This window comes from Irregularibacter muris, from assembly GCF_024622505.1.
GTDB classification, from domain to species: Bacteria; Bacillota; Clostridia; order Eubacteriales; family Garciellaceae; genus Irregularibacter; species Irregularibacter muris.
Map to the genome: position 1 here is coordinate 20,330 of NZ_JANKAS010000009.1, position 25,306 is coordinate 45,635.

A 25,306-nucleotide genomic window follows, 5' to 3' on the forward strand; every position below is an offset into this window, starting at 1 on the left:
ATCTTAGGCTTTCCCTTTTAAGAGAAAGCCTAAGATTTTATTAATATGATTCATCTACTTTAAGAAGTAAATTTTTTATCTATATTGCCCTTAGATTATTCCTACACTACTTAATACCCATATAACAAGGATATTGATAACTGCTGCAACTGCATGGGGGAATGTTATATATTTTAAAGTCTGTTTTGTACTTAAATTAAAGAATTGGGATGTTACCCAGAAACCACTGTTATTCACATGATTAAGAGCTAAGGTTCCAGAACCTATGGCTAAGGTTGCTGCAAGTGGTGTTAAGCCCAGTACAGGCAACATTGGATAAACAAGAGCTGCGGCTGTCATTCCAGCTGTTGTCATGGATCCAACGGCTGTCATCATTAATACTCCTAAAAGAAAGGGAATCAATATTCCTGGAATGGGTATACCATCAACAAGGGATGTTACTTCATTTACTGCAGGAGCACTTTTAATAACTTGACTAAACGCTCCACCCATTCCTGTAATAAGGATTGCCGCTAAAGCCACCTCTAATCCTCGGGCTATCCAGCTATTTAGAAGTATATCCTTAATATTGCTGTTTTTAGCCATATCCTGATTTTCTAATTCTGTTGCTACTGCCAACTCTCCTTCTGCCCCATTATCATTATGTGTTGCATTATAGTTACTTTCAATAACAGACTTCTTATATTTTAATCCTAAAAACATTGTATAGGCTACAGCTAGTGAAAGTGCTACTACTTTATCCCCTAAAAATGCAAAGATTTCTCTTATGGCATTTCCTTCTGGAACATACATGTTTATGAACGATGATAGAGAAATTAATACAACAGGAATCAAAATAGGTAACATTGATGCAAAAGTACCTGGTAAGTTTTCTCCTTCTATTAATAAATCTTCTACCGTATCATCTGCTTTTGCTGGTTTGATACCTTTTACAAAATTTGGATTAGGTAATATTTTTTCCTTTTCTGTCCACCTTCTTAATAATAACCATGTTCCCATAAATCCAACTAATGAGATGATAATGCCATAGAAGATAACTAATCCCAAATCCGCTCCCATGACTTCTGTAACAGCTAGTATACCAGGAGTTGGTGGTACAACACCATGGGTTAAGTTTAATCCAAGCACTGTAAATGCTGCCATTGTAGCCATGGAAATCCCTTTACGAGTAGAAAGGATAGAAGCAATATTGGAAGTCAATACCGTGGTGATATCTCCAAATACAGGTATAGAAACAATAAATGCTGTCAGTGATGGAGCTAATTCCAATTTCTTCCCTTTAAACAATCTTATAAAGAAGTTAGCAATAGATTTTGCAGCTCCAGTATCTTGAATACCCATAGCAAGTACTGCTCCAAGCATAATCGGAAGACCTACTCCCTTTAGAGTGCCCCCAAATCCTTCTGAAATTAATCCCATTGTTTCTAGACCCGAAAAACCTAGTCCTACACCAGTAAAAAGCGCTACGATTAATAATGTAATTACTGGATGCATGTTAACTTTCGTGATCAATAACATTAAAGCTGCGATAGCAATAGCAAGAACGACAAAGAATATTACCGCTGACATAAATAACTCCCCCTTACTCTCTATAAATTATTTAATAGCTCGCACCCTTCATTGCTGAAGATGCGTGTTCTGTATAACGCTTAAATAATCCCGTCCTCTTTGGTCTTGGAATAACTCCCTCTTCCTTTTTCCTTTTTTCAAATACAGCTTGTACCTCTTCTTCACTACACTCTTTGCCCTCTATACCAACAACATTAATACTTCTGTTTTCGATATTATATTCAATAATGTCCCCTGTTTTAACAAAGGCTATAGGTCCACCTGAAGCTGCTTCCGGGGATACATGTCCAATTGCTGCCCCACTTGTAGCTCCAGAAAACCTTCCATCTGTTACCAAGCTTACAGAACCATCTAATCTTTTATCATTAACAATAGCTTCCGTAGTTGCCAACATTTCAGGCATTCCAGAACCCCTTGGGCCTTCATAGCGAATGATGATAATATCCCCTGGATCAACTTTATTTTCTACCACTGCATAATAGGCATCTTCTTCACAATTATAAACCTTGGCAGGTCCTTTATGATTTCTCATGGATTCCATGCATGCTGAATATTTAAATACAGATCCTTCTGGAGCTATATTTCCCTTTAAGAACGCTATAGAACCAATTTCTTTTACTTTATCATTGGGTATAATCACGTCATCTCTTTTCAATCCATAATTATGAAGATATCCAATATTTCTATTGAAGAAATTATCTTTTTCTAAATCCTCCAAGTTTTCTCTAAGGGTCTTTCCTGTAACCGTCATGACATCAAGATTTAAATATTCCTTTAGTCTCAATTGAACCATTGGAATTCCACCGGCAAACCAGAAAGATTCTGTTAAATGTTGTCCACTAGGATTTATATTCCCAATATGGGGAATGTTGTGATTGATTTCATCAAATTCTTCTGGAGTGATTTCAATGCCTAATTCTTCCGCAATAGCTGGTAAATGTATAGAAGCATTTGTAGAACCTCCAATAGCACTATGCACTACTATTGCATTAATAAAGGCTTCCTTGGTTAAAATATCACTTGCCTTTATTCCTTTTTCAGCTAATTCCATTATTTTTCTTCCTGCATTTCTGGAATTTTGAAGAATATCTCTCATTGTGGCAGGCATTAAAGCTGATCCTGGTAGAGCCATACCTAAAGCCTCTGCCATACATTGCATAGTACTTGCCGTTCCAAGGAATGTACAAGCTCCATAGGAAGGACAACCTGTTAGCTTATAGTCTCTAACTTCTTGCTCACTTACTTCTCCTTCTCTTTTTTGACGAAGAGAAATATCCCCTGCTACCATAGATGTTGTCATATTGGGTCCTGGTCTCATACTCCCACCAGGTATAAATATTGTAGGTATATCTAGTCTTGCGGCCGCTTTTAAGTGGGCAGGTATAGATTTGTCGCAAGAGGATATAAGAATCATTCCATCAAAGGGATATACCCCCCCATGTACCTCCACCATATCCGTCATAGCTTCCCTAGAAGGCAAGATCATATTCATTCCATCATGCCCCTGGGCGCAACCGTCACAAATATCGGTTACATGATATTGGGCGGGAAATCCTCCTGTTTCAAAAACTCCATATTTAGCCTGCTCTGCTAATTTGTCAAGATGCGTACTTCCGGGATGGCTATCCCCATGGGCATCTTCAATTAAAATTTGAGGTTTGGTGATATCCTTTTCATCAAAGGCAGAACCCAATTGTAATGCATCAAATTGAGCCCAAAAGGCCCTTTCTGGCGCACTTTTCTGATTTAACATTTTAACATCCCCCTTTTTATCTTAAATTTTATTCAAAGCTTTCATTTTTAAGGTATTGGGGACTCCCCAATACCTTAAGTTTTTTACGATAATTTCTTACATACAAGTAGATGCTATTATAATTTAATTAAAGATGGCAGCCATAGCGAAATAATTGGAACATAAGTAACGATTAATAAACTTACTCCAAGGGGTATATACCAAGGTATTATTGCCTTTATCATGGTTTCAAGTTTTATGCGAGCTACCCTCGCTGTTGCATATAAACACATACCAATTGGAGGTGTCAAAAGTCCAATCATTAAGTTTAATATCATAATTATTCCTATTTGTATCGGATCAATTCCAAGCATTGTCGTAATGGGGAGAATAATGGGTGTTAAAATCATTATTGCTGAGTTAGTCTCCATAAAACATCCAATTACTAATAAGAACAAGTTAAGAAGAAGAAGAATTAAATATTTGTTTTGAGTAAGCACAAATAGGTTTTCCAATAATATATTAGGGATCTGTGTTTTGATTAGCAGATAGCCAAAAAGGCTGGAAGCAGCTACGATAATCATAATAGCACAGGTCTCACGCACGGTTTCCTTGATTACCACAATAAACTGTTTTAAGGTTATCTCTCGATATACAATCACAGTAAGAATAAATGCATATAGTGCTGCAATGGCTGCCGCTTCTGTAGGTGTAAAGATTCCAATAGTGATACCCCCAATTAAGATTACCGGTGTAAGAATAGGAAAGAACGCATCGGATATAAGTTCCCAAAACTCTCTTAATGTGGGGAACTTCCTTCTAGGATATCCTCTCTTAATTGCAAAATAGTAAACCATAACCATCATAGTCAAACCCATTAGTAAGCCAGGAATAACTCCAGCAATTAGAAGTTTTGAAATAGATACTCCCCCAGCAACACCAAATACAACCAAGTTAATGCTTGGAGGGATAATAGGCCCAACAGTAGAGGAAGCTGCTGTAACTGCTGCTGAGAATTCCCTATCAAATCCTTCATTTGCCATCGCTTCTACTTCAATTGTGCCTAGCCCGGAAGCATCAGCTACCGCTGCGCCACTCATGCCTGCAAATATAATACTAGCTGCTATGTTGGCATGCCCCAAGCCTCCAGGAATCCATCCCACTAATCCATTACAAAGTCTAAAGATCTTTTTCGTGATACTTCCTACATTCATCAACTTTGCCGCAAGAAGAAAAAAGGGAATAGCAAGTAATGTAAAGTTATTGGTTCCTGCAACCATCTTCTGTACCATGGTTCCAAATAGATTTCCATTGAAACCTGATTCTATCAACATAACGATCATGGATGTTAAACCTATTGCCCATGGAATGGATGCACCGATTAAGAATAAAGCAACCAAAACTCCTATAAATATAACGAGTATCATTATGCATCAACCTCGCTTCCTATATCGCTTAGGTCATATTCACTGCTTTCTAAAAAATATTCTTCAAAATACATCATTTGCCTTATTAGACAGTATATTACAAAGGGCATACAAACAATTATAACAATGTACGTAACTGCACTAGAAAGCCATGGAAGGGAACCGAGGGTTATGCTCCAAGAACTTTTCACCATTTTTGTCGCACCATAAATTAAAGAGCCACAAAGAATCATGCTAGCAACGTTAATAAGCAGTTGTATCACATAATGAACCTTCTTTGGGAGTTTTTCTAAAAGAAAGGTGGTTTTTATTTGATTATTCTCTGCCTCAAGAAGTACGACTCCAGAAAATATCAAAATTCCATATAGCAATCTAGCAACCTCTTCTGTCCACGGAATACTAATTTTTAGAATATAGCGCATGAAAACCTGGGTTAATGTTAAAACTATTAATATCAACATCATAAACGCACATATATTATCAAAAACCTTAATTAACTTTTTAGGCCTCAATACTACTCCTCCCCTGCTGTATATTTTAGTTAGGGATTAGATAAAAGCTATCTGTATCCTGTGGATTATTCTATAGGACAATTAGCATCATTATCTTTAAAATATATTTTTGTTATACTATCTATTTTTCTAGGTTTTTAAGTCATTCCTGCCCGAATCAACGGGCAGAAATAGAATAGTATAAGATGTAAAAATCAACTTATTCTTGGGAAGCAAGATACTCTTCAACTAATGTTCTAACATCTGGGTCTAATGTCTTAACCGCTTCATCAATACCCGCTCTTGCAGCCTTTTTCCATTCTTTCTTATCAATTTCTATAAATTTTACACCTGCCGCCTTTAATTCTTCTACAATTTTTGCCTCTTGTTCATCCAGTTGGGCATCTCCCCATTCAGTACATTCCTTTGCAGTATCCATTAGCAACTTCTGCAAATCTTCTGGAAGGCTATTATAAAAATCCTTGTTAATCGTCCATTTAAAGATTCCACTAATGTGATCTGTCAGAACAATGTTTTTATTTACTTCATAGAACTTATTTGTATAAATAAGTTCATAAGGATTCTCCTGTCCATCTACTATGCCAGTCTGTAATGCACTATAAACCTCGTTCAAGTTAATTGGTGTAGGATTAGCGCCTAATCCTTTCCATACCGTTACCCATGAGGAAATTTCAGGAATCCTAACTTTTAATCCGGCAACATCTGCTGGTGTTTTAACCTCTTTACTGGTAGTTAATTTTCTAGTCCCACGACTTTGAACGGTTACTACCATTTGATTTCCTCTTTCTTCTACAGCATCATTAATCAATTCTCCTATTTTACTATTCCATACAGCATATACATCTTCTAAATCCTCATAAAGGAAAGGAATAATCGTAGGATCAAATTCACTGGCAAGCTGTCCGGTTAGATTATCTCCAAAAAGCCCCATCTGAATTTCACCCGTTTTAATCTGTTCTAGATTTTCAAGTTCGGTACCCAAAGATCCATTAGGAAAAAGGTTAACCTTAAATGCGCCCTCAGAACGTTCCTCCAGTAACTCTTTAAACCTTTCCAGTGTAAAGTTTTCATTAGAACCTTTACTTGTATGAATACCAATATTGATTTCGTAAGTTTTTCCATCCCCTTGTCCTTTACCTACTGCATTCCCATCTGCTTTGCTTGTCCCACAGCCAGTCATTAGAGTAGCAACTATAGTCATAATTACCAGAATACTTAATGCTCTCTTTCCCATAACATTTCCCCCTTTTATCATACTTTTGCATAGCTTTTTCCCTTTATAATTCTTGCCTTTATGAAGCAGTGGAACCCATTTCCTCTGATTCATAATACCGCTGTTCCCCAGACACATACTAGAACTACATAAAATTCTTAAAGCCTGATTTTTTATAGCAGTTTTTTTAATTCTTATGTCTATGCAAATAAATACCTAATATGAAAAAAACTGTTTCCCTCTTCGCCCCCTTTAATATATTTTTATTATGCTAGAAATGTTATTAATTCCTGGAAAACTCCTTAAAATCAAAAGTTAATCTTAAGAACTTGGATTTATATTCTATCCACTGTTTCAAAGTTTAGGTATGTAGAATACACAAATGAAAGGTTATGCCTTACCGAATAAAAAGCTTTTATACTCAAGATTACCTTTACTGGATATCCTCCTTTTCCAATTAGAAAATCAATAACATCTCAACATAGCCCATTATCCCCTCTTAGCATTTCGAACTTCCCCTATTTCACAAAGCCATTTCATTCCTATATACGAATTACGTTCACATTTACAAATATCGATTATATTTTAACATCTGATGATAACGATGTCAACAGGAATCCAAAACATTCAGAAATCTTTCTTTAAGTAAAAATTTCCTTTACTTTCTCTACTCACCTCTTTCTTTTAACTTCTATTAAGATTTTTCATAAACTATATTCTTGCAAAATTTTCATAAATATTTTATATTTGCATTACCATGAATGGATAAAATAGATTATTTAGTAGGCAATCTTATCGTAATAATGCACTGAAACTAACCTTTCATTTCTTTTATTGACATAATATAAGTTTCATTATAATCTTGTACTTATAAGCTCATTTATTTCTACTAGATAATTTTTAAAATTCTCCCCATAATATTAAGAATTTCATTAGTTCAACTAGCTGATTAGAAAGTTACAGAAAGTTGCACTATATTCTATAATTTATTTGAGTAATATTTTTATATAATACTTTTTATTTCAAAATCTAATTTGGAATAATTTAAAATAAGAATATATTGAAATTAATAGAAAGGAAGAAAGACAATGATCCTACTTAAATTTTATTATCTGGGGTGGTTATATGGAAAAAACTAACAAACCATTACATAATCCTACAATTCGGGTTATTAATATCCTTGAGGCTCTTAACGAGTATTTAAATGGACTTACCCTTAGCGAATTATCCGAAAAAATCAATTCCCCTAAAAGCACTATTTCACCAATTCTTCAAACTTTGTTAGTTAAAAATTATATAAGTCTTGATGAAAATACATCCAAATAAAGATAGGCATAAAATCTTTTATACTTGGTTCATCTCTTTCCTCAAATTCTAGCAGCATAGACATTATAAAAGGTGAAATGAATGATATCGTAAATGTTTGTAATGAAGTGTGTCAGCTGGGCATATTAATTGATCATGATGTATTTTATTTAGCTAAGGTGGACTCCGAACAGCCTATTAACTTAGTTTCCACTGTGGGAAGTAAATTGCCTGCGTATGCTACCGCTTTGGGGAAAGCATTGCTATCAGGACATACTAATGAGGAAATAAAAAATTATTATAAAAATAAATTGAAACCTATCACATCCCATACAATAACAAATCTTGATAAATTATTAGACCAGATAGAGAAAATAAGAAGTGAAGAAATAGCCTATGAGTGGGAGGAAGTCAATAAGGATACAGGTTGTTTAGCAACACCCCTAAGAAAAAAAGGCAGAGTTATCGCTGCGATAAGTGTGAGTTTTCCACTATATAGGATATCAGAAGAAAAATTAGATTTAATTCGAAAGGTACTTCAGGAAAAAAGAATTGTCATGGAACAATTGATTAGTCAACTGGATCTTGAATTTTAAAACTAAAACAAAATTAGGCAGCTTAGGTAAGTAATTATACTTACCTAAGCTGCCTAATTTTGTGCTTATATTTTATCTACACCCATTCTTCTTATTTATGCAAAATTGGTGTTAATTTTTTATAGATCAAAGTCACCACGATAGAAATAGCCACTCCCTTTATGATGTTGAAAGGAGTTACTCCATATATAATCAAAGTCTTCAAGTCGATAATTCTTGCATTTGCTACGGTACCCATATTAACGATGGCATCTAAAGGAATACCCATAGCTTTGGAATAAAAAGGAACAACCAGATATAGATTTGTTAAAATCCCTACAGCTGACATCACAATAGTAGCCACTATCATACCTATCATAGCATATTTTTTATTCTTGTTCATTTTGTAGATAGATCCTGCTGTAAATACAAACATTCCACCTACAATGAAATTTGAAAGCTCTCCAACTCCCGCTGTACTCGTTCCTCTCAGTACAATGTGAAGTATGTTTTTAAGTAGTTGGATAATCACCCCAGCCACAGGACCTAGGGCAAAGGAACCCAATAGTGCAGGTACATCGCTAAAATCCATTTTTAAGAATGCTGGAAAAAAAGGTACCACCATTTCAAAAAGCATAATAATAAAAGCAATGACCGACAAAACAGAGATTTTCACCATTCTATTGGTGGCTGACAAACTTGATGATTGATTGGATAAAGTTACCTGTTTCATTATCTTTCCTCCTTTAGAATATTGCTTCAGGTCTAAAGGTAAAGAGTGTGTGCATCATGCCCACTTAAAGGTGATAATCCATCACCTTTTTTGATTAAAGAAAGTACTTTCTTCAATCAAAAATGCCCCTGAACTTCTTCAGGAGCATACATAAATGGCATGATTAATCAATACCCTCTTCCATCCAGACTTTACTGTCGGTCTTGGAGTTGCACCAAGTCAACCACTCTCGTGGCTCGCGGACTATAACCGCCGGTCGGGAATTTCACCCTGCCCTGAAGATACTTATTATTTATTTTCAAACTTATTATATCACAAAAAATAAAATGTTCAAGTGTTTTCGTTATTTTATTGACAGAATAGTTCTTGCCATTGTTTTTTCTAGCTAAATCATTCCCGATACAGGTCCAATTTCTTTTAGCTGGTTAATAGGCACCCTAGTCATTTCATGGGTACATAAAATAGTCACTTGGACCTCTTGGCTTTCATGATCTATCCCTTCAATCCATACAGAATCACCATTATAGGTAACATTGATATTTTCTAGGGAATTCATAATCTTTACTGCTCTTTCATGATCCACTGGGATACACCTCCCTATAGGATAGTATAAATAGGAGAGGTCATTTCTATGCATAGGAATCAAGAAAAAATTGGATTTCATTTTGTTTATCTCTTTTCCTTATGCTATTTCCCCACGATCATAAACCACTTCTCCATTAATTATCGTCATCCTCACTTTACTCCTAAAATCCAAGGGATGATCTTTTATCAATACTAAATCCGCATCTTTACCTACTTCTATACTGCCCACACGATCCTCTATCCCTACGATTTGGGCTGGATATAAAGTAATAGCTCTCAAAGCCTCTAGCTCTTCCATTCCTTCTCGAGTGGCCAGGGCTGCACATACGGGTAAATATTGCACGGGCACAACAGGATGATCAGTAGTTAGGGCTATTCTGACTCCCTTTTTGTTTAGAACCTCTGGAGTCTTAAAGGTAAGATTATTTAATTCTATCTTGGAACGACTACTTAAAGTTGGTCCTACAATAGCATCTAAACCTTCTTCTTTGATAATGTCTGCAATTAAATGTCCCTCTGTACAATGATCTAAGGTCATATTCACATCAAATTCCTTGGCTACTCGAATGGCTGTTAAAATATCATCGGCACGATGGGCATGGGCCTTTAAGGGAATTTCCTTATTTAATACCTTCACTAGGCTTTCCATCTTCATATCCCATTTTGGCTGATCCTTTTCACTTTCTGCCCTTTCTTTTTTCTTTGCATATTCCTTGGCTTCCATCAAGGCTTCTCTTAGCAGGGCTGCTGTAGCCATTCTTGTGACGGGACTTTTTTTCTGAGAGCTATATACTCTCTTAGGGTTTTCTCCAAAGGCACATTTCATCGCTATGGGCTCTTTTAAAAGCATGTCCTCTACTCTTTGTCCATAGGTTTTTACTGCTGCAAATTGTCCTCCAATTACATTGGTACTCCCAGGACCTGTAATGCAAGTGGTGATGCCATTTTCTCTGGCTTCTTGAAAACTTCTGTCCATAGGATTAATAGCATCTATAGCTCGGAGATTAGGGGTGATGGGGTGGGTCATTTCATTACCATCTTCTCCCTCAAATCCCAAACCATCTTCAAATAGTCCGATATGACAATGGGCTTCTATAAATCCCGGTAGGATATTGCCACCTTCAGCATCAATGATCTTGGCATCTAAGGGGGCCACCACATCCTGTCCTACTTCTTTGATCTTCCCCTTTTCTATTAAAATACTTCCCTCTTGGATAATCTCTCCGCTCATCGTCCAAATCTTAGCGTTGCGTATTAAAATCATATGATTCCCATCCCTTCTACTTCTTGTTTTATTTCTTTTCTTAATTTTTGGGATTGTGCTCTTCTTAGAGTAAGTTCCAATTGATCTAAAGCTTTTTCTTTCTCTCCACTTTTAAAATAGGCAATGGTCTTATAATAGGGCAAGGAAACCTGTAGGACTTTATACATAGATCGGTATACAGGTATTCTTTGTTTTTTGTAAATCTTCTTTCTCTCCTCTGCCTTTTCTATAAGTTTAATCGCTAGGTCATATTTTTCTAACTTTAAAGCCATTCGTACATGATCTACCAAAGCATTGGGGTTTTCTTCCTCCTTTAGAACCTCATGGAGATTATCTATTAAATCCTGAGGAATTTCTGTATTGTCCTCTTCCTTAGCCACCAAATATAGACTTAATAGAATACCCTTAATAATCCTTTGAAGTTTAGGTCTTATTTCTAATATTTCCTTTACATCCTCTATGGCTTGTTTTGCCTCTATTTTCCCTAACTCTACGGCAAATAAAAGCTTTTCTATTTGATAGGTCACCTGTCCTTGGGCTTTCAAGTTTTTCCTTTCATAAAATTTGTATTGCTTTTCCATCCTTTTTTCATAAACGCTATCCTTGGCATTTAATAGATATTGTAGACGAAAATATCCATAAATGTAGAGCATAGGAATGGCTAATAAATAAAGAATGGAGTCAGAAAAGAAGCTAATCACAGCAAAAATCATTCCTACAAATAAAAATCGAGAACTTAAATTATACCAAATTCCATAGGCCAATTGATACTGCATAAATTTCCTGTCAAAAATCCTCATTTTTTCCCTCCTTAGTTGTATTCTATCTCTTATATTAATTCTAATCTTTTATGAATTTTCCTTCTTGTTTTTAAAGTTTCAATAAAAAAACCAGGAGGCATTCCTGGTTTTTCAGTTAGGCTATTCACTTTTTTATATTTCCCATTGGCTAGAATAAAACTTGTTTTCTTTCAAAACTTCCTATGATTTTTCCTTTTTTAATTATATAGGGTCTAGATGCTCTAAGACGTAAAGCTTCTTGAACATTAGGGGCATCAATGATATTTAAATCTGCAACATTTCCTACCTCTATACCATACTTCTCCTCGGGAGCAAAAATTCTAGCAGAATTTTTTGTTAGCATATCAAATACTATTCTTGCCGTCTTAGGTGTATTGTATTGAGCCGTATATGCACAAATCAATCCATAATCTAAGGGGTCACCTGTACCATAAAGATGAAAACCATCGCAAATGGTATCTTGAGCTGTTGCCACATTAATACCCATCTCCACCATTTCCCTTATCCTTGTTACCCCTCTAGTCCTGGGTTCACTATCTACACCCATTATGGCTAAGGTTTGGGTATTGGTACAGACATTAAAATCAGCAATCCTTAATATTTCCATAACCTTTTTGGCATGGGAATGATTTTGATAAGCAATAGAAGTACAATGCCCTCCTGTCACCCTACCTTGCATTCCTTCCTCTATAGACCGTACCGCTGTGTATTCTAAAGACCGATCAAACATATCCTTAGATTGGTCCATATGCATATCAATTAAAGCATCATATTTCTTTGCTATCTCAAATACTAATTCCACATGCTTTTTTGCATAGCCATCTAGCCATTCTGCCGCTGGCATACCTCCTACAACATCAGCACCCTTTTCCATTGCTTCCCACATAAGTTTTTCAGTTCCCTCATTATTAAATATGCCCTCTTGGGGAAAAGCCACAATCTGTAGGTCACAAATATCTTTGCATTCTTCCTTGGCTAAAACTACACCTTCTAGTCCTATCAAACCTGCCATATTGTCAATATCTACGTTGGTTCTTATTTTTGTCGTTCCATAAGCAACACACTCTTTTATGGCTCTAACCGCTCTATTTTTGACATCTTCAACAGAATAATTTCTCTTTCTATCATGCATGATTTTGATAGATTCCTCTAAGGTTTCTTCTTTACTATCTCTTGCTACCAGGGATGTATAAGCCTTGTCAAAATGCATGTGGGTATTAACAAAGGTAGGGGTGGCCAACATTCCTTTTGCATCAATGACTTGGCATCCTTCATAGTCTTTTACCTCTATATCTTTTAAGATTTTCTCATATCTGCCTTCATCATTGATAAGAATATCCATGTTTTCATCTACATCAAGTATTTTTGTATTTTTAATTAAGAGCATCATCCTATCCTCCTGTCTTTAAATTTCATTTTCCTCAGTATTCTTTATTCTTGAGATTTATTGGTCTCTACAGGGTTCTTATTTTCTGGTCGTACCAATATATGGGATATCAATAAATTCATCACAATGCCCACAGTAACGGCGATAAAAATATTATTAGACATATACATTCTGCCAAATTCCCCAAAGGTGCTTACCCACGCTGCTCCTGCAGTTGCTGTAAACAAGGGGACAATGACACCTGCCCCAATGGTTGTCCCTGCAATAAGATTATTTTCCATGCTTTGTTTCTCAGACATAATTACTTCAATACCCGAAAACATGATTAAACTGGCACTTATAGCAAATACACCCCCTACTACAGGCCGGGGTATACTGGCAAGCATCATAGCAAGCTTTGGAGAAAGACCATAAAACAAGAACATCACAGCAGCAATCTGAGTAATCAATCTACTGGCTACACCTGTTGCAGCAATGATCCCTATGTTTTGTGTATAGCTTGTTACTGGAAGAGCCCCCAATAAACCAGAGGATATGCAGCCTAACCCCTCAGCAGCTATTCCTTTATTAATATGTTTAACTCGGTAAACTTCTTTGGATATGGCACATGTTGCAGCATAGTCTCCTAAAGACTCAAACATTGAACCAATATATCCAGTAAATCCTCCAATGATGGCTGCACCTAATAATATAAATGGCTTATTTATACCCTCGTATCCCCTAAAAGGAAATAATTTAGGCATGGAAAACCATGGTGTTTCTGCCACTGCAGACCAATCATAACGTCCTAGAGGTGTAGCAATAATGACTCCAACAATGATAACCGCGAATAATACAAAACCATTAGACAGCAATCCTTTAAACCTAAATTTTAAGGTAAGTGCAAGTAAAAAAGCTACAAGAGCCAGTATCAAATCTATTTTATTTGGATTGGTAAATATCCATGTAATGGAGATCCTAGCAGCAACAAAACCTATGACTGTAACAACTGATCCCGTAACTACTGGGGGAATAAATTTTCTTAGATTTCCCAGTATTTTAAATTGGCCGATTAAGAATTCTATAAGGCCTCCAACCAAAACTGCACCCCACATCGCTGGGAAACCATATGTTGCGGTAACTCCACCCATTGCAGTTAGAACAGATGATGATGGACCCTGTACGATGGGCAATCTGTTTCCTATGGTCGTCTGTATAATGGTCCCCACACCCATTGCTAAAAAACATGTGCTAATCATAATAGGAATAATACTGTCTGGTAGACCTGCTAAAGACACAAACATCCCTGCCCAAATAAAGGGCGTAAAATCTACTAAAGTGATTTGAAAGGCATAAAAAAGCGTTTCCCACCATCTTTTGGGTCTATCCTCAATCCCATAAAGAAGGTCTATGGTACTTTCAATTTCGACGTCAAAAACCGGCTGCTCATCTTTGCTAATAACCTGCTCACTAACCATTTATATCCCCCCTAGTCATATTTATTTAAATACATGCCTCTGTTCTACATTACCCTCTCTATATTTATTGACCTCCTTCCTTCTTTATTTTGAAATATAAGGGACATGTATTTCAGCATTTTGACGACAACCTTAAAGTTTTATTGTTTTTGATAATTGTAAAAATGCCAAAACCGATAGCGTTTTTGTCCTAGATAAGTTTATTTCCAAGTTCTATTGCCTAAAAAGAAATTTCTTGCCCCATTCCCCATTAATCAAATTTCTAAAAATAATCTATTCTCCCTATTGATTATCCTCTCATTTCACTAAGGAAACTTGTACATAATAATCAATATGTAAGGGGCATTGCTTTTATTCAAATTATTTATTTTTGTTTTCCCATATTCTTTTCCATAGGGATTGAATAAAAACTTAGAAAAGTAGCCTTAAGAGGTAGCAATAAAGACCACACTAGAGAGTGAAATCTTTAGTGTGGTCTTTTGAATTTAATTTTGTCCCAACATTTCTATTATTTTAAGCTTTTCCGATATACCATGTATAAACTGTGGGACTTCTTCTATGTGTTGTGCAATAGCTTTAGCTTTACCTGGCTTTGATGATATACTATATTCTTCTGAAATTCGTTGTTCTATAAGATTGTAATCTTGAATCGCATCTCGTAAATATGATTCAAAATCTTTACCAAAATAAGCAAAATTGTCCTTCACAATACAATCTCCAATTTTTGTACTCCAATTTTCTTCATTAAATATATCCTTAAATATCTTTCTAGTTTGTGTATCATTTCTATCACAGTCAAAGATGGCATAACAATTATAACCATATGCTTTGAAAAGTCTCCAATATAAAGGAATTGCATCTTTTCCACGACAATTAACAATCTCTGTTCCATGTTCTGCCAAAGAATAGCCTATACGTTTTAAATAGACGGGCAAGGCAAAATATTCTGTTGCACCTTCTACTAATATAATTGTTTCCGCAAACATTCCTTTAAGTTGATCTAAAAAGAGCTTTGTCGAGTAAAAATCCACAATATTATCCGGAGATATAAGGTTTTGTGGCACACCCGAATCTATACAAAAATTACAAAGTTGTTCTGCCGATAACTGTATTGCCTTTGTTATTCCAACTTCCTTATGTATACGAACCAAACCATCCAAATATTCAGCATCAATAAATTCTGAAGAATGAGTTGATAATATTACTTGTATACCGCTAGAACACATTTCTACAACATATTCCTTTAACCATCTTTGAGCTAAGGGGTGAAGGTGTGCTTCTGGTTCTTCAATGATTAATACAAAGTTTTCACCAGTAAATACTTCCATATAGGCTTTTACAAAAGCCATTAATAAAACCTGTTGTTCTCCTGTGCCGAATTCTTCAAATCCCCTTATGCTATCTCCTTCTTTTGCATAGATTCTAAGAGACTTAGCATAATTATTTGGGTTATAAGCTGAAAAATCCACAGCTAGAGAATGAACAAATCCTTTTACAGCACCTTTTAAAGAATTGGAAAACTGACTAAAAAAACTAGAGAATTCATCAGTCTGTTCAAAAGATGATGTAATTTGCTCAAAAGCCTCCGACAATTCATCTTTATGCTCTGAGCTAAGGGCTTCATGAATTTTCTTGGAAAACTTACTTAATAATGAATAACTACTACTATAATTAAAAGCACTTTGTATATTTCTTTCAGCATCAATTAAATAGGATTGACAAGCTGAACGTTGCTCATTTGTAGGATAAATTTTCTTGTTGAGTCCATTATGGAAAAGATTATTGTTAATTTCGCCATTATGCCCATAGCTAACAGATATTACTTCATAGTCATTACCCCATTTATCAAAATATAAAGGTTCATTAAATTTAGCTGTTATTTGTGCTGTTGGATATTTATTTTGATTTCTTTGAAAATAATCGCTATCTAACATTTCAATATAAGTAGGATACCTCTCACCAATTATCCTATTTATTGCCGAAAGAATATTTGATTTGCCTGCATTATTTGGACCAAATAAGACCAAAGGCTTATTATATGGCAAAGTTAAAGTCACATTTTCTATTGAGCGATAGTGTTTAATATAAATTTTTTCTAGTTTCAAAATTATCCCCCCTATTTATAGAATTACTCCCCCAATACTTCATTAATAACCTGTGCCATTTGTCTATTATTAAGCTGGTCACGAAAATATATCTTGTATCCATTTTTTGATAATATATCAAAGAATACTTTAGCACATTCTAAGTTTGCCTTCTCTGTTCCACGCAAACTATTTTTATTTTCTACATCCTTTGTTTCAACCACAATATTTAATTCTTTTTCACCATTTCTTTTCTTTACAATATACATAAAGTCAGGGCTATACATCCCACCTGTGATAGTAGGAATTGCAATACTGCTACGAGGGATTTTACCATAAACAACAACTTTCTCAATGTCTGCCATTATATTATTCTTTTCAAGGGGTGAATCATAGGCGTATGAATCATATAGGTATTTATCACTAGGAGTACCTTCTACAAGTTTTGTACCTATTCTGCCTTGAGTAATTTCTCTCCGCGGACTACCATCTTCAAAAGAAAGTGCTGTGGACCCAACAGGTGTAGAACTTTTTGCATAGTGGAATCTACCTTGCAAATTTTCATTTTTCCATTCTTGAAATTTTTGTATTATGATGCTGACAGTATTTTCATTAAAATGTTCTGGTTTAATCATTCCATTTTTATTTGTATACCTAGATACTGCCTGATGTAAGGTTGTAATAGCGATATTTGTTCCTTGCATTATCCTTTTCAAAAACTCATTATAAGGAATTATCTTAGATATTATATATTGCACTCCAGACTCAGAAAGAATTGACATTTCTGAACCATCACTTTTTACAATTTCTCTGGAGCTTGTCATAGTAACATCTGTAAAAACATTTTCAGCTTCCAATATAGATAAGACTACATCTTCCATATTAACATCTAAATCTTTATCATAGAATAATAGATATCGCTGGTTGATTCTTTCCCACAATTCCTTTATATCATTATAAGCAGCCTTTCTAATTTTCACTGGCTTTGCTCTATCTCTATTTCTATCCTTAACCTTTCCACTATCTAATCCTACTGCAAAGTCTGGATACTCAGCAAAGAAGGCATCTCTTGCATCTGTTTTAATATTCCTTTCCCAATCAATGTATTGCTTAATATATAAATCTCTGAAAAGTTCCTCTGAAGTCATGCCAAGTTTTGCAGCAACTTCCTCTATTCTTTCTTTTGTTAAAGGAGAAGCCTGTGGTAATTCACCATTAATCTGGTCTATTAATCTTTGGGCAAAATCTGCCTCAGTAAAATCTACAATATAGTTTAATTGAAATTCTTCATTAGAGATTCTATTTCCATTTTCATCAACTGGTAAACGAAGTCCACGACCTACCTCTTGTAATTTACTATTCTCACTTCCACTAGAGCGAAGTTTGGCAATGGTAAATACATTAGGATTATCCCAGCCTTCTTTAAGTGTCCACTTAGAAAATAAAAATCTTATAGTATTATAAGAGCCATCAGGTTTTTTAAAGGATAAAAGCTGCTTTTTTCCATTTAAAATAGCATCTACTTCTTTTGCTATATCCTCATCTGAATCACTATTATCCTGTGCGAAATATCCACCATGGCAGGCTGAAATATTAGCAAGGCTTTCTTCTAAATACTTTTTATATTCTTCTTCTTGCCCACTTAAATTAGATATTTCTATTTCAATTCGTTCTTTTAAAAGTCTTTCGAAAGATTTAAGTAAATAAGGTTCTTTACCATCCTCAGTTTCACGGTAAGAAGCTATATCATCTATAAAAAACAAGGCCAAAGTTTTTATTTTAAAATTTCTGCCACAAAAATTTGACTTTTCAATTTCAAAATGCCTTTCAAGAGCAAGTCTCATCATCTGTTCTTGATAAGAAGTCATGTAAATGTCTACATCTAACTCCTCACCAGTAGACTTTGTAATACCGTTAGAAAATATAACTTCAGAAGCTGATATGCCACTTATAGTAATGCCTTCAAAAGCCTCACTGATAATAGATAAGGAATCATCTTTTTGCAGAGTATAAGTTTTTGTTCTTTCATCTTGTTTTTTGTGTTGAAAATTAACGGAACTTCTACTATTAATAGAGGTTATCCTAACTTTTTCTTGACGTTTCGAAATAGGCTCAAAATGCTCTTTTGCTACTCCTTTAATGAGGTTTTGATTAAAGGACTCACAAGCATTAAGATCATAAAGAAGATTTTGATAATCCTTAACTGTAATTCTATTTTTCCCACGACCAGTGGAGGTTTCTGGGAAAGTGGCACCAAACCTAATAATAGATTGTGGTTTTAGTTCATCTAAAATAACCTTAAAGGCTTTTTGGTCTCTTGAAAATCTATGAGGCTCGTCAATTATAACAATAGGCTTAGTCGCTCCTAATGCATCAAAGGGTCTAAAAAAGCCTTCAACTCCACTATCATAATCATCACGACTTAGCATTCCATTTTTTCTAACGGCAAGCAACTGCATGTTAACAAGTAGTACATATATTTTTTTTGAGTTTTGTGTAGAACCTTTGACAAAATCACTTACAACTGATGGAAAGAAGAAGCGACCTTTTTTCTTTTTATGAGATTCTAATATACCTACTTCAATTTCAGTACCATAACCACATACATCAGTAAAATGTTTTTTAGCATATGCATCCTTCAAAAACTGTCCAGTTCCTGCTTTAATCGCAAGGGAAGGTACTGCAATTATAAATTTATTAAAGCCATAATTTTTATGAAGTTCATATATAGTCTTTGTGTAAACATAAGTTTTTCCTGTTCCTGTTTCCATCTTAATATCAAGATTTAGGACATCCTCTGCAGGAGAGCTGCTTCTATACTCACTAGGTAAACTTTTTTGAAGCTCATTTATATTTTGAGTAATATTTGGATCGGATAAATTGATTATGGGGTTTTCAAAAAATTGTCTAGGTTTGGTAATTTCTACTCCATCAAAAACTTTGTTAATAGCATCAACTGCTCTTTGTTGATGGGGTAAGTTTTTTTGTAAAATAAGTTCCATTATACTCCCTCCCATCAATATCGAACATCAAAATTAATATTTAAATTTTTCTCAGTGTCTTTTAGTCTTTTTAAGTTAATTTTTAATTGCTCCATTTCCGTCCAAGTAAAGCTATAGCCAAACAGTACAATATTCTCTGGATTAAAACTTCCTTCTGTTTCATATTTTACTACAATATCTTCTATGGCTTCATTTGGAATCTCTGTATCTATTAAATAAAGGTGCTTATCTATAAAATATCCTTTATAACCAGATAAATCCAATTCTTCTGGTTCAACAGTTAAACCATAACCATCTCTTACAAGCCATGTACTAAGTATTGTGGGCTTCCCAAACTCATTCAGAAGGGTTTTATCTGCAAACAACTTATTTTCATTAGGGTCAAAAACTTCAATCTTATCTAAAGTATTAGGTGTTGGTTCTTCAAGAGTGAAGTGTTTAAAACCAAGGTCTATAACTGTTTCTGGATTTTCATCTTTTATTTTATTAGCTGCTTTAATAATTCTATCTATTCCAATTTGGTCTATGGTTTTATAACCTGCTTTCTCAGCAACGCTACCCTCTTTAACTGCTTCTGGCAGTTGAACCAATATAAATTTTCTATTTCCACCATCTTCTGCATTTAATTTCATAACCGCATGAGCTGTTGTAGCAGAGCCAGAAAAGAAATCAAGTATAATATCATCTTTCTCCGCCCCTAGAATAACACAACGTGAAATTGTTCCAATTGGTTTTGGTTTTGGAAAAACTCTTTTATCAAAACCTAATTTAATAAATTCTTCAGTTCCTCGTTCACTATTCACGTCCTTAAAAGTCCATGAACTTGTAGGCTTAACTAAACTACGTCCTTCTAAATAATCCATTTGCATAATTCCCCATATTTTACGGTTAGGCATAAACTTGGGGTGCAGTTGCGATAATCGAGATTGAGTTGTTTTTAGTTCCCATCGCCAATTACCTTCTCTACCATCATTCCTTAAGGGCCGTATTTGAACATACCCTTCCTTACTATAAGATTCATAATCTGGATAAAAGTCCCCAGTTTTTTCATTATAATAAAAATAATAAAACAAATTTGGTCTATCCTCACGTAAATCATTTTCTCCAGTTTTTCTTAAATCAATTTCTCTATACTTATTACCATCTTTATCGAATTTGTTATACCTTCTAGTAATTTTTTCTGTCGGTTCAAACCCACCCCATGTTAATAATTCTATAGATTTTGCATAAACGATAATATATTCATGTGCAGTCGCAACAAAATCATCATCTGAACGCCCTTTGGGATTATTAGTGTTTGTTATAGTCGCTACAAAATTTTCTTCTCCAAATACATCATCACAGATTAATTTTAAATTAGACTGTTCATTATCATCAATAGAAATAAAAATTGCTCCATCATCGGTTAATAAATCTCTAGCAAGAGCCAAGCGTGGATACATAAACATAAGCCATGCAGAGTGTGAAGCAGAACCACGCTTTGTAAGGTCAAGAATACGTTCTGCTTGCTCTTCACTCATACTTAATTTTTCTGAAAGGCTGTCCACAGTGAAATTAAAATTATCATTATATACAAACCCGTCTGTACCAGTATTATATGGGGGGTCTATGTAAATACATTTTATTTTTCCAGAGTAAGATTTTAATAAATGTTTTAAACCATCAAGATTATCGCCACTAATATATATGTTTTCACTATTGTTATTTTCTGGCTTTGAATTATGCTCTCCATTGGGAACAACGACTGTTGTAGTATCAACTGAAGCTAATAACCTTGCATAGTTTTTGCCTAAAAACTTTAACTCATAGCCTTCGTCAGTAACTGTAATTTTGTCACTTAAAAAACCTTTGAATCTTTCAATATCAAAAGTTCCATCATTTTTAAAACATGATGGGAAATGCTCTTTTAATACAGTTATCTCTTTAGAATTAGGAGTTATTTCCTCATTTTCATTTAAAATATCTTTAATCATAATTTATCCTCCTTATATCAATCAGTTTCATCCGGAATAAACTCTAAAATATCACATATATCGCACTTTAATGCATTGCATATTCTTTGTAGTATCCCAGTATTTACATTTTCATTTCTTCCAAGCTTTGTTATTGTGGCTGAGCTTACACCAGATAGCTCTTGCAGGTCTTTTTTCTTCATACCTTTATCTATCAATAGTTTCCATAACTTATTATAGTTTAAAGCCATCATACACACCTCCCATGGGTTATTTTTAATTATAACACTCAAATAATACACAAACAATAATATTCTTTAATATCTCATTGATATTGTTCCGAATTCTTTAAAATCGAATAAACTTTCCCACAAAATCGTTTATAAGTTTTCATTTAAACTATTACTTAAAACTGAGTAACAATCATCTATCTGCTTCACACCAGAAGTAGGTTTTTTATTTTCTTTTTCAAAAACCTCAACTTTACCTCTTTACTGTGGCTAATAAGTAGGAGATAAAAATATCTATAAATTTTTCTACGGATTTTAGATTCTAGTGTCCTTTAGATATTGAAGGCAGTTTTATCTCCTTGACTTCAATTAATTTTGAAGTTTTGTACCTCGACAAGTGAATATCCCAAAATGCGAGAGATACTTCAAGTTAATATGCCATGACGATTATATCCGAGCGTATCCTTGAATCAATACAAGGCTATGTCAAGCAAGGTAAGTCCTTAGGAACTGTAGTATTTTGGATCTTAACTTTCTACAAGGAGGTGAAAGGACTGAAAGGAAATTATAAAAATCTACCACAGTGTTTAATAGATAATGCTAAATTCTGTGTTTGGAAATACGAGAAAAGTAAAATTGATAAAAAGCCTAGGAAAGTTCCCTACCAAGTAAATGGTAAAAAAACAATGGCAAATAAAATAAATACCTTTACTAGCTTTAATGATGCTGTTAATGCAGTAGATAAATTTGATGGCTTAGGTATTGGAGTATTTAATAATATCTCTGCTATTGATATTGATGATTGCATAGATGAAAATGGTAACTTCTCAAAACTTGCTAAAGAAGTAATGGGCATTTTTTAAGGATTCATACATTGAGAAAAGCTCATCTGGTAATGGTATTAGAATTATCTTTTTAGTAGATGGCTTTAATTATGATAAAAGCCTCTACTATATAAATAATCAAAAGTTAGGGCTTGAAGTCTATGTTAGTGGAGCTACTAATAAGTTTGTCACTATTACTGGTGATCTTGTAAGTAATGAAAATATTAATATTTCAAATGATAAGCTTCAAATTTTATTAGATAGGTATATGACTAGACCAAAAGCTAAAAAAATATATCAAATGAAGAAAGTAGCTCCTACCTATCTGACAAATCAGTTATAGAAAAGGCTAATAAATCAGCTACGGGTAAAAAGGTATACTGAAATAAAAGAATTAGATGCTGAAATTATTAGAGAGTTTGTGGACAAGATAATCGTCTTTAAAGCCGAGAAAGTAAATGGAAAAAGACAGCAGAAAATTCGTATCTATTATAACGTATTGAAGCAGTTGATATTCCAAAAAGGGATGAAAAAACGGCATAGCCGTGAATACAGCTATGCCAATTTTTTTAGACTAATAAATCCCTATGGGAGAGACCCATTTTCTTGGTTTTTGTGTTATCCTATTTGCTTTTTCACTTCATCGTACACTCTTTGAAATCCTAATCCCCTTTGATGACATATCTTTTTAATATCCTCATACTCAGGATAATAATATTTTTCATCTTCAAAGGTACAAATCTTGACTCTCACTGGTCCATATTTTGTATCTACCGTCATAAACTCTCGCTTCAACACCCTACGGTTAACTTTATATTTTCTTATACCAATAGTTGTGGTGTTTTTAAAAATAATGGATTCCATAGTATTTATATTTTCTTCCGAACATATTACGCTTAGTTTATAAGCAGGTCTATTCTTCTTCATATAAATGGGATTGAAAAAAGCGTCTTTGGCTCCCCCTTCTATGAGTAGATCCAAAGTGAAGCCTAAAGCCTCCCCTGTGGTATCGTCTATATTACTCTCCATTATCCATACTTCATCTTTATGAATGTCTTCAACTGCACTTAAAACATTTGTTTTTTTTTACCATCATCCTCTATGATATAAGCTCTTAAAATATTAGCTTTAGGGAAATCTTTTTTCCCTGATCCTATACCTATATTCTTGATTTTGTAGCTAGAAGGTAGAGCATCTTTTGTTTTTATTGCCGCAGCTATGGCAGCTCCTGTTGGGGTAACTAGTTCTCCGTGGATATCTGTTATTTGAAGCGGTAGGGCATGATCCATGACGATATTGACAACCGCTGGTACTGGCACTGGCAAAATACCATGTTGGCATTTGACATGACCAACTCCTTCGTATAAATCTGATATAACCACTTCATGTATATTTAAATTATCCAAACAGACCGCGACAGCTACAATATCTACTATGGAATCCACTGCTCCCACTTCATGGAAATGCACTTCATCTATAAGGATGCCGTGGGCCTTTGCCTCTGCCTTAGCTACCACATGAAAAATTTTCTTGGATAGATTTTTTGCTCTATCTGACATCTGGGCATTATCTATAATTTCCTGGATATCCTTTATATTTCTATGAATATGGTGGTGACTATGTTCATGGTGATGATGTTCTTCCCCATGAATATGATCGTGATGGGGATCTACATGATTATGGCTGTGTTCATGCTGATGTTTTTCTTCCTTTAAAATAACATCAAAGGAACAGGCATCTATACCACATTTTTCTCTTCGCCCAATCTGAATTTCATAACCTTCTACATTCAGGCTTTTCAGAGCCTCTTTCAAAACCTCTTGATCTGCTCCTAAATCCAATAAAGCAGATACCGTCATATCTCCACTAATTCCCGAATAGCATTCTAAATACAAGATTTGATTATTCATTTCCCTTCACCGCCAGTCGATTGATTTGAGTCGCCATATAGGCTGCTCCAAAGCCGTTATCAATATTTACCACCGCTATACCTTCGGCACAGGAATTGAGCATGGTAAGTAAAGCCGAAAGGCCCTTAAAATTAGTGCCATATCCAACAGAAGTAGGTACGGCGATCACTGGTTTATCTACCAAACCTGCAATCACTCCAGCTAAGGCTCCTTCCATACCAGCAACAGCGATAATAGCATTGGCCTCATTGATTTCCTCAATCTTGGATAATAATCTATGAATACCCGCCACCCCTACATCATAGATACGGGTGACATGGCTACCAAAGAATTCTGCCGTTTGGGCAGCTTCTTCCGCTACGGGAATATCCGATGTACCCCCTGTGCACACGGCAATATTCCCTAGTTTTTTCCCTTTGGATCTTACTACCTTAATCATCCTAGACAGTTCATCATACTCCGCCTCTTCTACAATAGCCTTTACTGCTTCAAACTGCTCTTTGCTGGCCCGGGTGCCCAATATATCAACTTTTTTATCGTTAAAACTTTGAAAGATTTTTATGAGATGTTCTGTACTTTTCCCGCTACAATAAACAACCTCCCCAAAACCAGATCTAAGCTTTCTATGATGGTCCAACTTTGCAAACCCTAAATCCTCATAGGGTAATTTTTTTAATTGTTTTTCTGCACTTTCTATGTCTACTTCTCCCGACTTTACTTTTTTTAGTAATTCATGAATATCCAT

The 25,306-nt window shown here is 34.7% G+C and carries 22 protein-coding genes and 1 riboswitch; of the genes, 4 read left to right on the forward strand and 18 right to left on the reverse strand.

The window, feature by feature from the left end; genetic code table 11:
• Window positions 1–90: 90 nt before the first annotated feature.
• The 5 genes from NSA47_RS10285 to NSA47_RS10305 all read right to left on the reverse strand — a co-directional run bounded on the left by NSA47_RS10285 (window position 91) and on the right by NSA47_RS10305 (window position 6,474).
• Window positions 91–1,569 (reverse strand): GntP family permease, encoded by a 1,479-nt coding sequence (locus NSA47_RS10285; RefSeq protein ID WP_257531662.1) that lies wholly within the window; start codon window positions 1,567–1,569, stop codon window positions 91–93.
• A 31-nt stretch (window positions 1,570–1,600) separates the two neighbouring features.
• Window positions 1,601–3,322, reverse strand: coding sequence for a dihydroxy-acid dehydratase (gene ilvD / locus NSA47_RS10290; protein ID WP_257531664.1), 1,722 nt, complete (start codon window positions 3,320–3,322; stop codon window positions 1,601–1,603).
• Window positions 3,323–3,438: 116 nt separating this feature from the next.
• Window positions 3,439–4,728, reverse strand: coding sequence for a TRAP transporter large permease (locus tag NSA47_RS10295; protein ID WP_257531666.1), 1,290 nt, complete (start codon window positions 4,726–4,728; stop codon window positions 3,439–3,441).
• Window positions 4,728–5,240 carry a TRAP transporter small permease gene (locus tag NSA47_RS10300; RefSeq protein ID WP_257531669.1) on the reverse strand — a complete coding sequence of 171 codons (513 nt, stop codon included), beginning with the start codon at window positions 5,238–5,240 and terminating at the stop codon, window positions 4,728–4,730. Before NSA47_RS10300 ends, NSA47_RS10295 begins: the two co-directional genes overlap by 1 nt.
• 199 nt (window positions 5,241–5,439) lie before the next feature.
• Entirely contained in the window at window positions 5,440–6,474 is a 1,035-nt protein-coding gene (locus NSA47_RS10305) for a TRAP transporter substrate-binding protein (RefSeq protein ID WP_257531671.1), read from the reverse strand.
• Window positions 6,475–7,578: 1,104 nt separating this feature from the next.
• On the opposite strand from NSA47_RS10305, the gene NSA47_RS10310 reads away from it, so the two are divergent.
• Together NSA47_RS10310 and NSA47_RS10315 are read left to right on the forward strand one after the other, a co-directional pair.
• Window positions 7,579–7,779, forward strand: a complete 201-nt coding sequence (locus NSA47_RS10310) for a helix-turn-helix domain-containing protein (protein WP_257531673.1) — start codon at window positions 7,579–7,581, stop codon at window positions 7,777–7,779.
• A gap of 65 nt (window positions 7,780–7,844) precedes the next feature.
• Window positions 7,845–8,354 carry an IclR family transcriptional regulator gene (locus tag NSA47_RS10315; protein ID WP_444546813.1) on the forward strand — a complete coding sequence of 170 codons (510 nt, stop codon included), beginning with the start codon at window positions 7,845–7,847 and terminating at the stop codon, window positions 8,352–8,354.
• 91 nt (window positions 8,355–8,445) lie between these two features.
• Here NSA47_RS10315 and NSA47_RS10320 read toward each other — a convergent pair whose 3' ends face one another.
• The 10 genes from NSA47_RS10320 to NSA47_RS10365 form a co-directional block, all read right to left on the reverse strand.
• Window positions 8,446–9,066 carry an ECF transporter S component gene (locus tag NSA47_RS10320; protein ID WP_257531677.1) on the reverse strand — a complete coding sequence of 207 codons (621 nt, stop codon included), beginning with the start codon at window positions 9,064–9,066 and terminating at the stop codon, window positions 8,446–8,448.
• Window positions 9,067–9,234: 168 nt separating this feature from the next.
• Window positions 9,235–9,353, reverse strand: a riboswitch (FMN riboswitch).
• A 98-nt stretch (window positions 9,354–9,451) separates the two neighbouring features.
• Window positions 9,452–9,649 carry an H-type small acid-soluble spore protein gene (locus NSA47_RS10325; RefSeq protein WP_257531679.1) on the reverse strand — a complete coding sequence of 66 codons (198 nt, stop codon included), beginning with the start codon at window positions 9,647–9,649 and terminating at the stop codon, window positions 9,452–9,454.
• Between the two features lie 99 nt (window positions 9,650–9,748).
• Window positions 9,749–10,915 (reverse strand): amidohydrolase, encoded by a 1,167-nt coding sequence (locus NSA47_RS10330; RefSeq protein WP_257531681.1) that lies wholly within the window; start codon window positions 10,913–10,915, stop codon window positions 9,749–9,751.
• Window positions 10,912–11,715 carry a hypothetical protein gene (locus tag NSA47_RS10335; protein WP_257531683.1) on the reverse strand — a complete coding sequence of 268 codons (804 nt, stop codon included), beginning with the start codon at window positions 11,713–11,715 and terminating at the stop codon, window positions 10,912–10,914. Before NSA47_RS10335 ends, NSA47_RS10330 begins: the two co-directional genes overlap by 4 nt.
• 148 nt (window positions 11,716–11,863) lie before the next feature.
• Window positions 11,864–13,102 (reverse strand): amidohydrolase family protein, encoded by a 1,239-nt coding sequence (locus tag NSA47_RS10340; protein ID WP_257531685.1) that lies wholly within the window; start codon window positions 13,100–13,102, stop codon window positions 11,864–11,866.
• A 44-nt stretch (window positions 13,103–13,146) separates the two neighbouring features.
• Window positions 13,147–14,559 carry a uracil-xanthine permease family protein gene (locus NSA47_RS10345; RefSeq protein ID WP_257531688.1) on the reverse strand — a complete coding sequence of 471 codons (1,413 nt, stop codon included), beginning with the start codon at window positions 14,557–14,559 and terminating at the stop codon, window positions 13,147–13,149.
• 485 nt (window positions 14,560–15,044) lie between these two features.
• Entirely contained in the window at window positions 15,045–16,664 is a 1,620-nt protein-coding gene (locus tag NSA47_RS10350) for an ATP-dependent nuclease (RefSeq protein WP_257531690.1), read from the reverse strand.
• A gap of 23 nt (window positions 16,665–16,687) precedes the next feature.
• Window positions 16,688–19,645: a type III restriction-modification system endonuclease gene (locus tag NSA47_RS10355; protein WP_257531692.1), complete on the reverse strand. Its 2,958-nt coding sequence runs from the start codon at window positions 19,643–19,645 to the stop codon at window positions 16,688–16,690.
• A gap of 14 nt (window positions 19,646–19,659) precedes the next feature.
• Complete coding sequence (locus NSA47_RS10360; RefSeq protein ID WP_257531694.1) at window positions 19,660–21,618, reverse strand: site-specific DNA-methyltransferase; 1,959 nt, start codon at window positions 21,616–21,618, stop codon at window positions 19,660–19,662.
• A 17-nt stretch (window positions 21,619–21,635) separates the two neighbouring features.
• The gene (locus NSA47_RS10365; protein ID WP_257531696.1) at window positions 21,636–21,848 is read right to left on the reverse strand and encodes a helix-turn-helix domain-containing protein; all 213 of its coding nucleotides are present in this window, start codon (window positions 21,846–21,848) and stop codon (window positions 21,636–21,638) included.
• A gap of 419 nt (window positions 21,849–22,267) precedes the next feature.
• On the opposite strand from NSA47_RS10365, the gene NSA47_RS10370 reads away from it, so the two are divergent.
• Window positions 22,268–22,690 (forward strand): hypothetical protein, encoded by a 423-nt coding sequence (locus NSA47_RS10370; protein ID WP_257531698.1) that lies wholly within the window; start codon window positions 22,268–22,270, stop codon window positions 22,688–22,690.
• A gap of 382 nt (window positions 22,691–23,072) precedes the next feature.
• The gene (locus NSA47_RS10375; RefSeq protein ID WP_257531700.1) at window positions 23,073–23,309 is read left to right on the forward strand and encodes a DUF4368 domain-containing protein; all 237 of its coding nucleotides are present in this window, start codon (window positions 23,073–23,075) and stop codon (window positions 23,307–23,309) included.
• On the opposite strand, the gene larC2 is transcribed toward NSA47_RS10375, so the two are convergent.
• The 3 genes from larC2 to larB are packed head-to-tail and all read right to left on the reverse strand — an operon-like array spanning window position 23,270 to window position 25,306.
• Window positions 23,270–23,680 (reverse strand): nickel pincer cofactor biosynthesis protein LarC2, encoded by a 411-nt coding sequence (gene larC2, locus NSA47_RS15505; RefSeq protein ID WP_373370321.1) that lies wholly within the window; start codon window positions 23,678–23,680, stop codon window positions 23,270–23,272. The two genes, NSA47_RS10375 and larC2, sit on opposite strands and share 40 nt — an antisense overlap.
• Before the next feature lie 38 nt (window positions 23,681–23,718).
• Entirely contained in the window at window positions 23,719–24,561 is an 843-nt protein-coding gene (larC, locus tag NSA47_RS10380) for a nickel pincer cofactor biosynthesis protein LarC (RefSeq protein WP_373370322.1), read from the reverse strand.
• A complete protein-coding gene (larB, locus tag NSA47_RS10385) occupies window positions 24,554–25,306 on the reverse strand; it encodes a nickel pincer cofactor biosynthesis protein LarB (RefSeq protein ID WP_257531702.1) in 753 nt (250 codons plus the stop codon). Before larB ends, larC begins: the two co-directional genes overlap by 8 nt.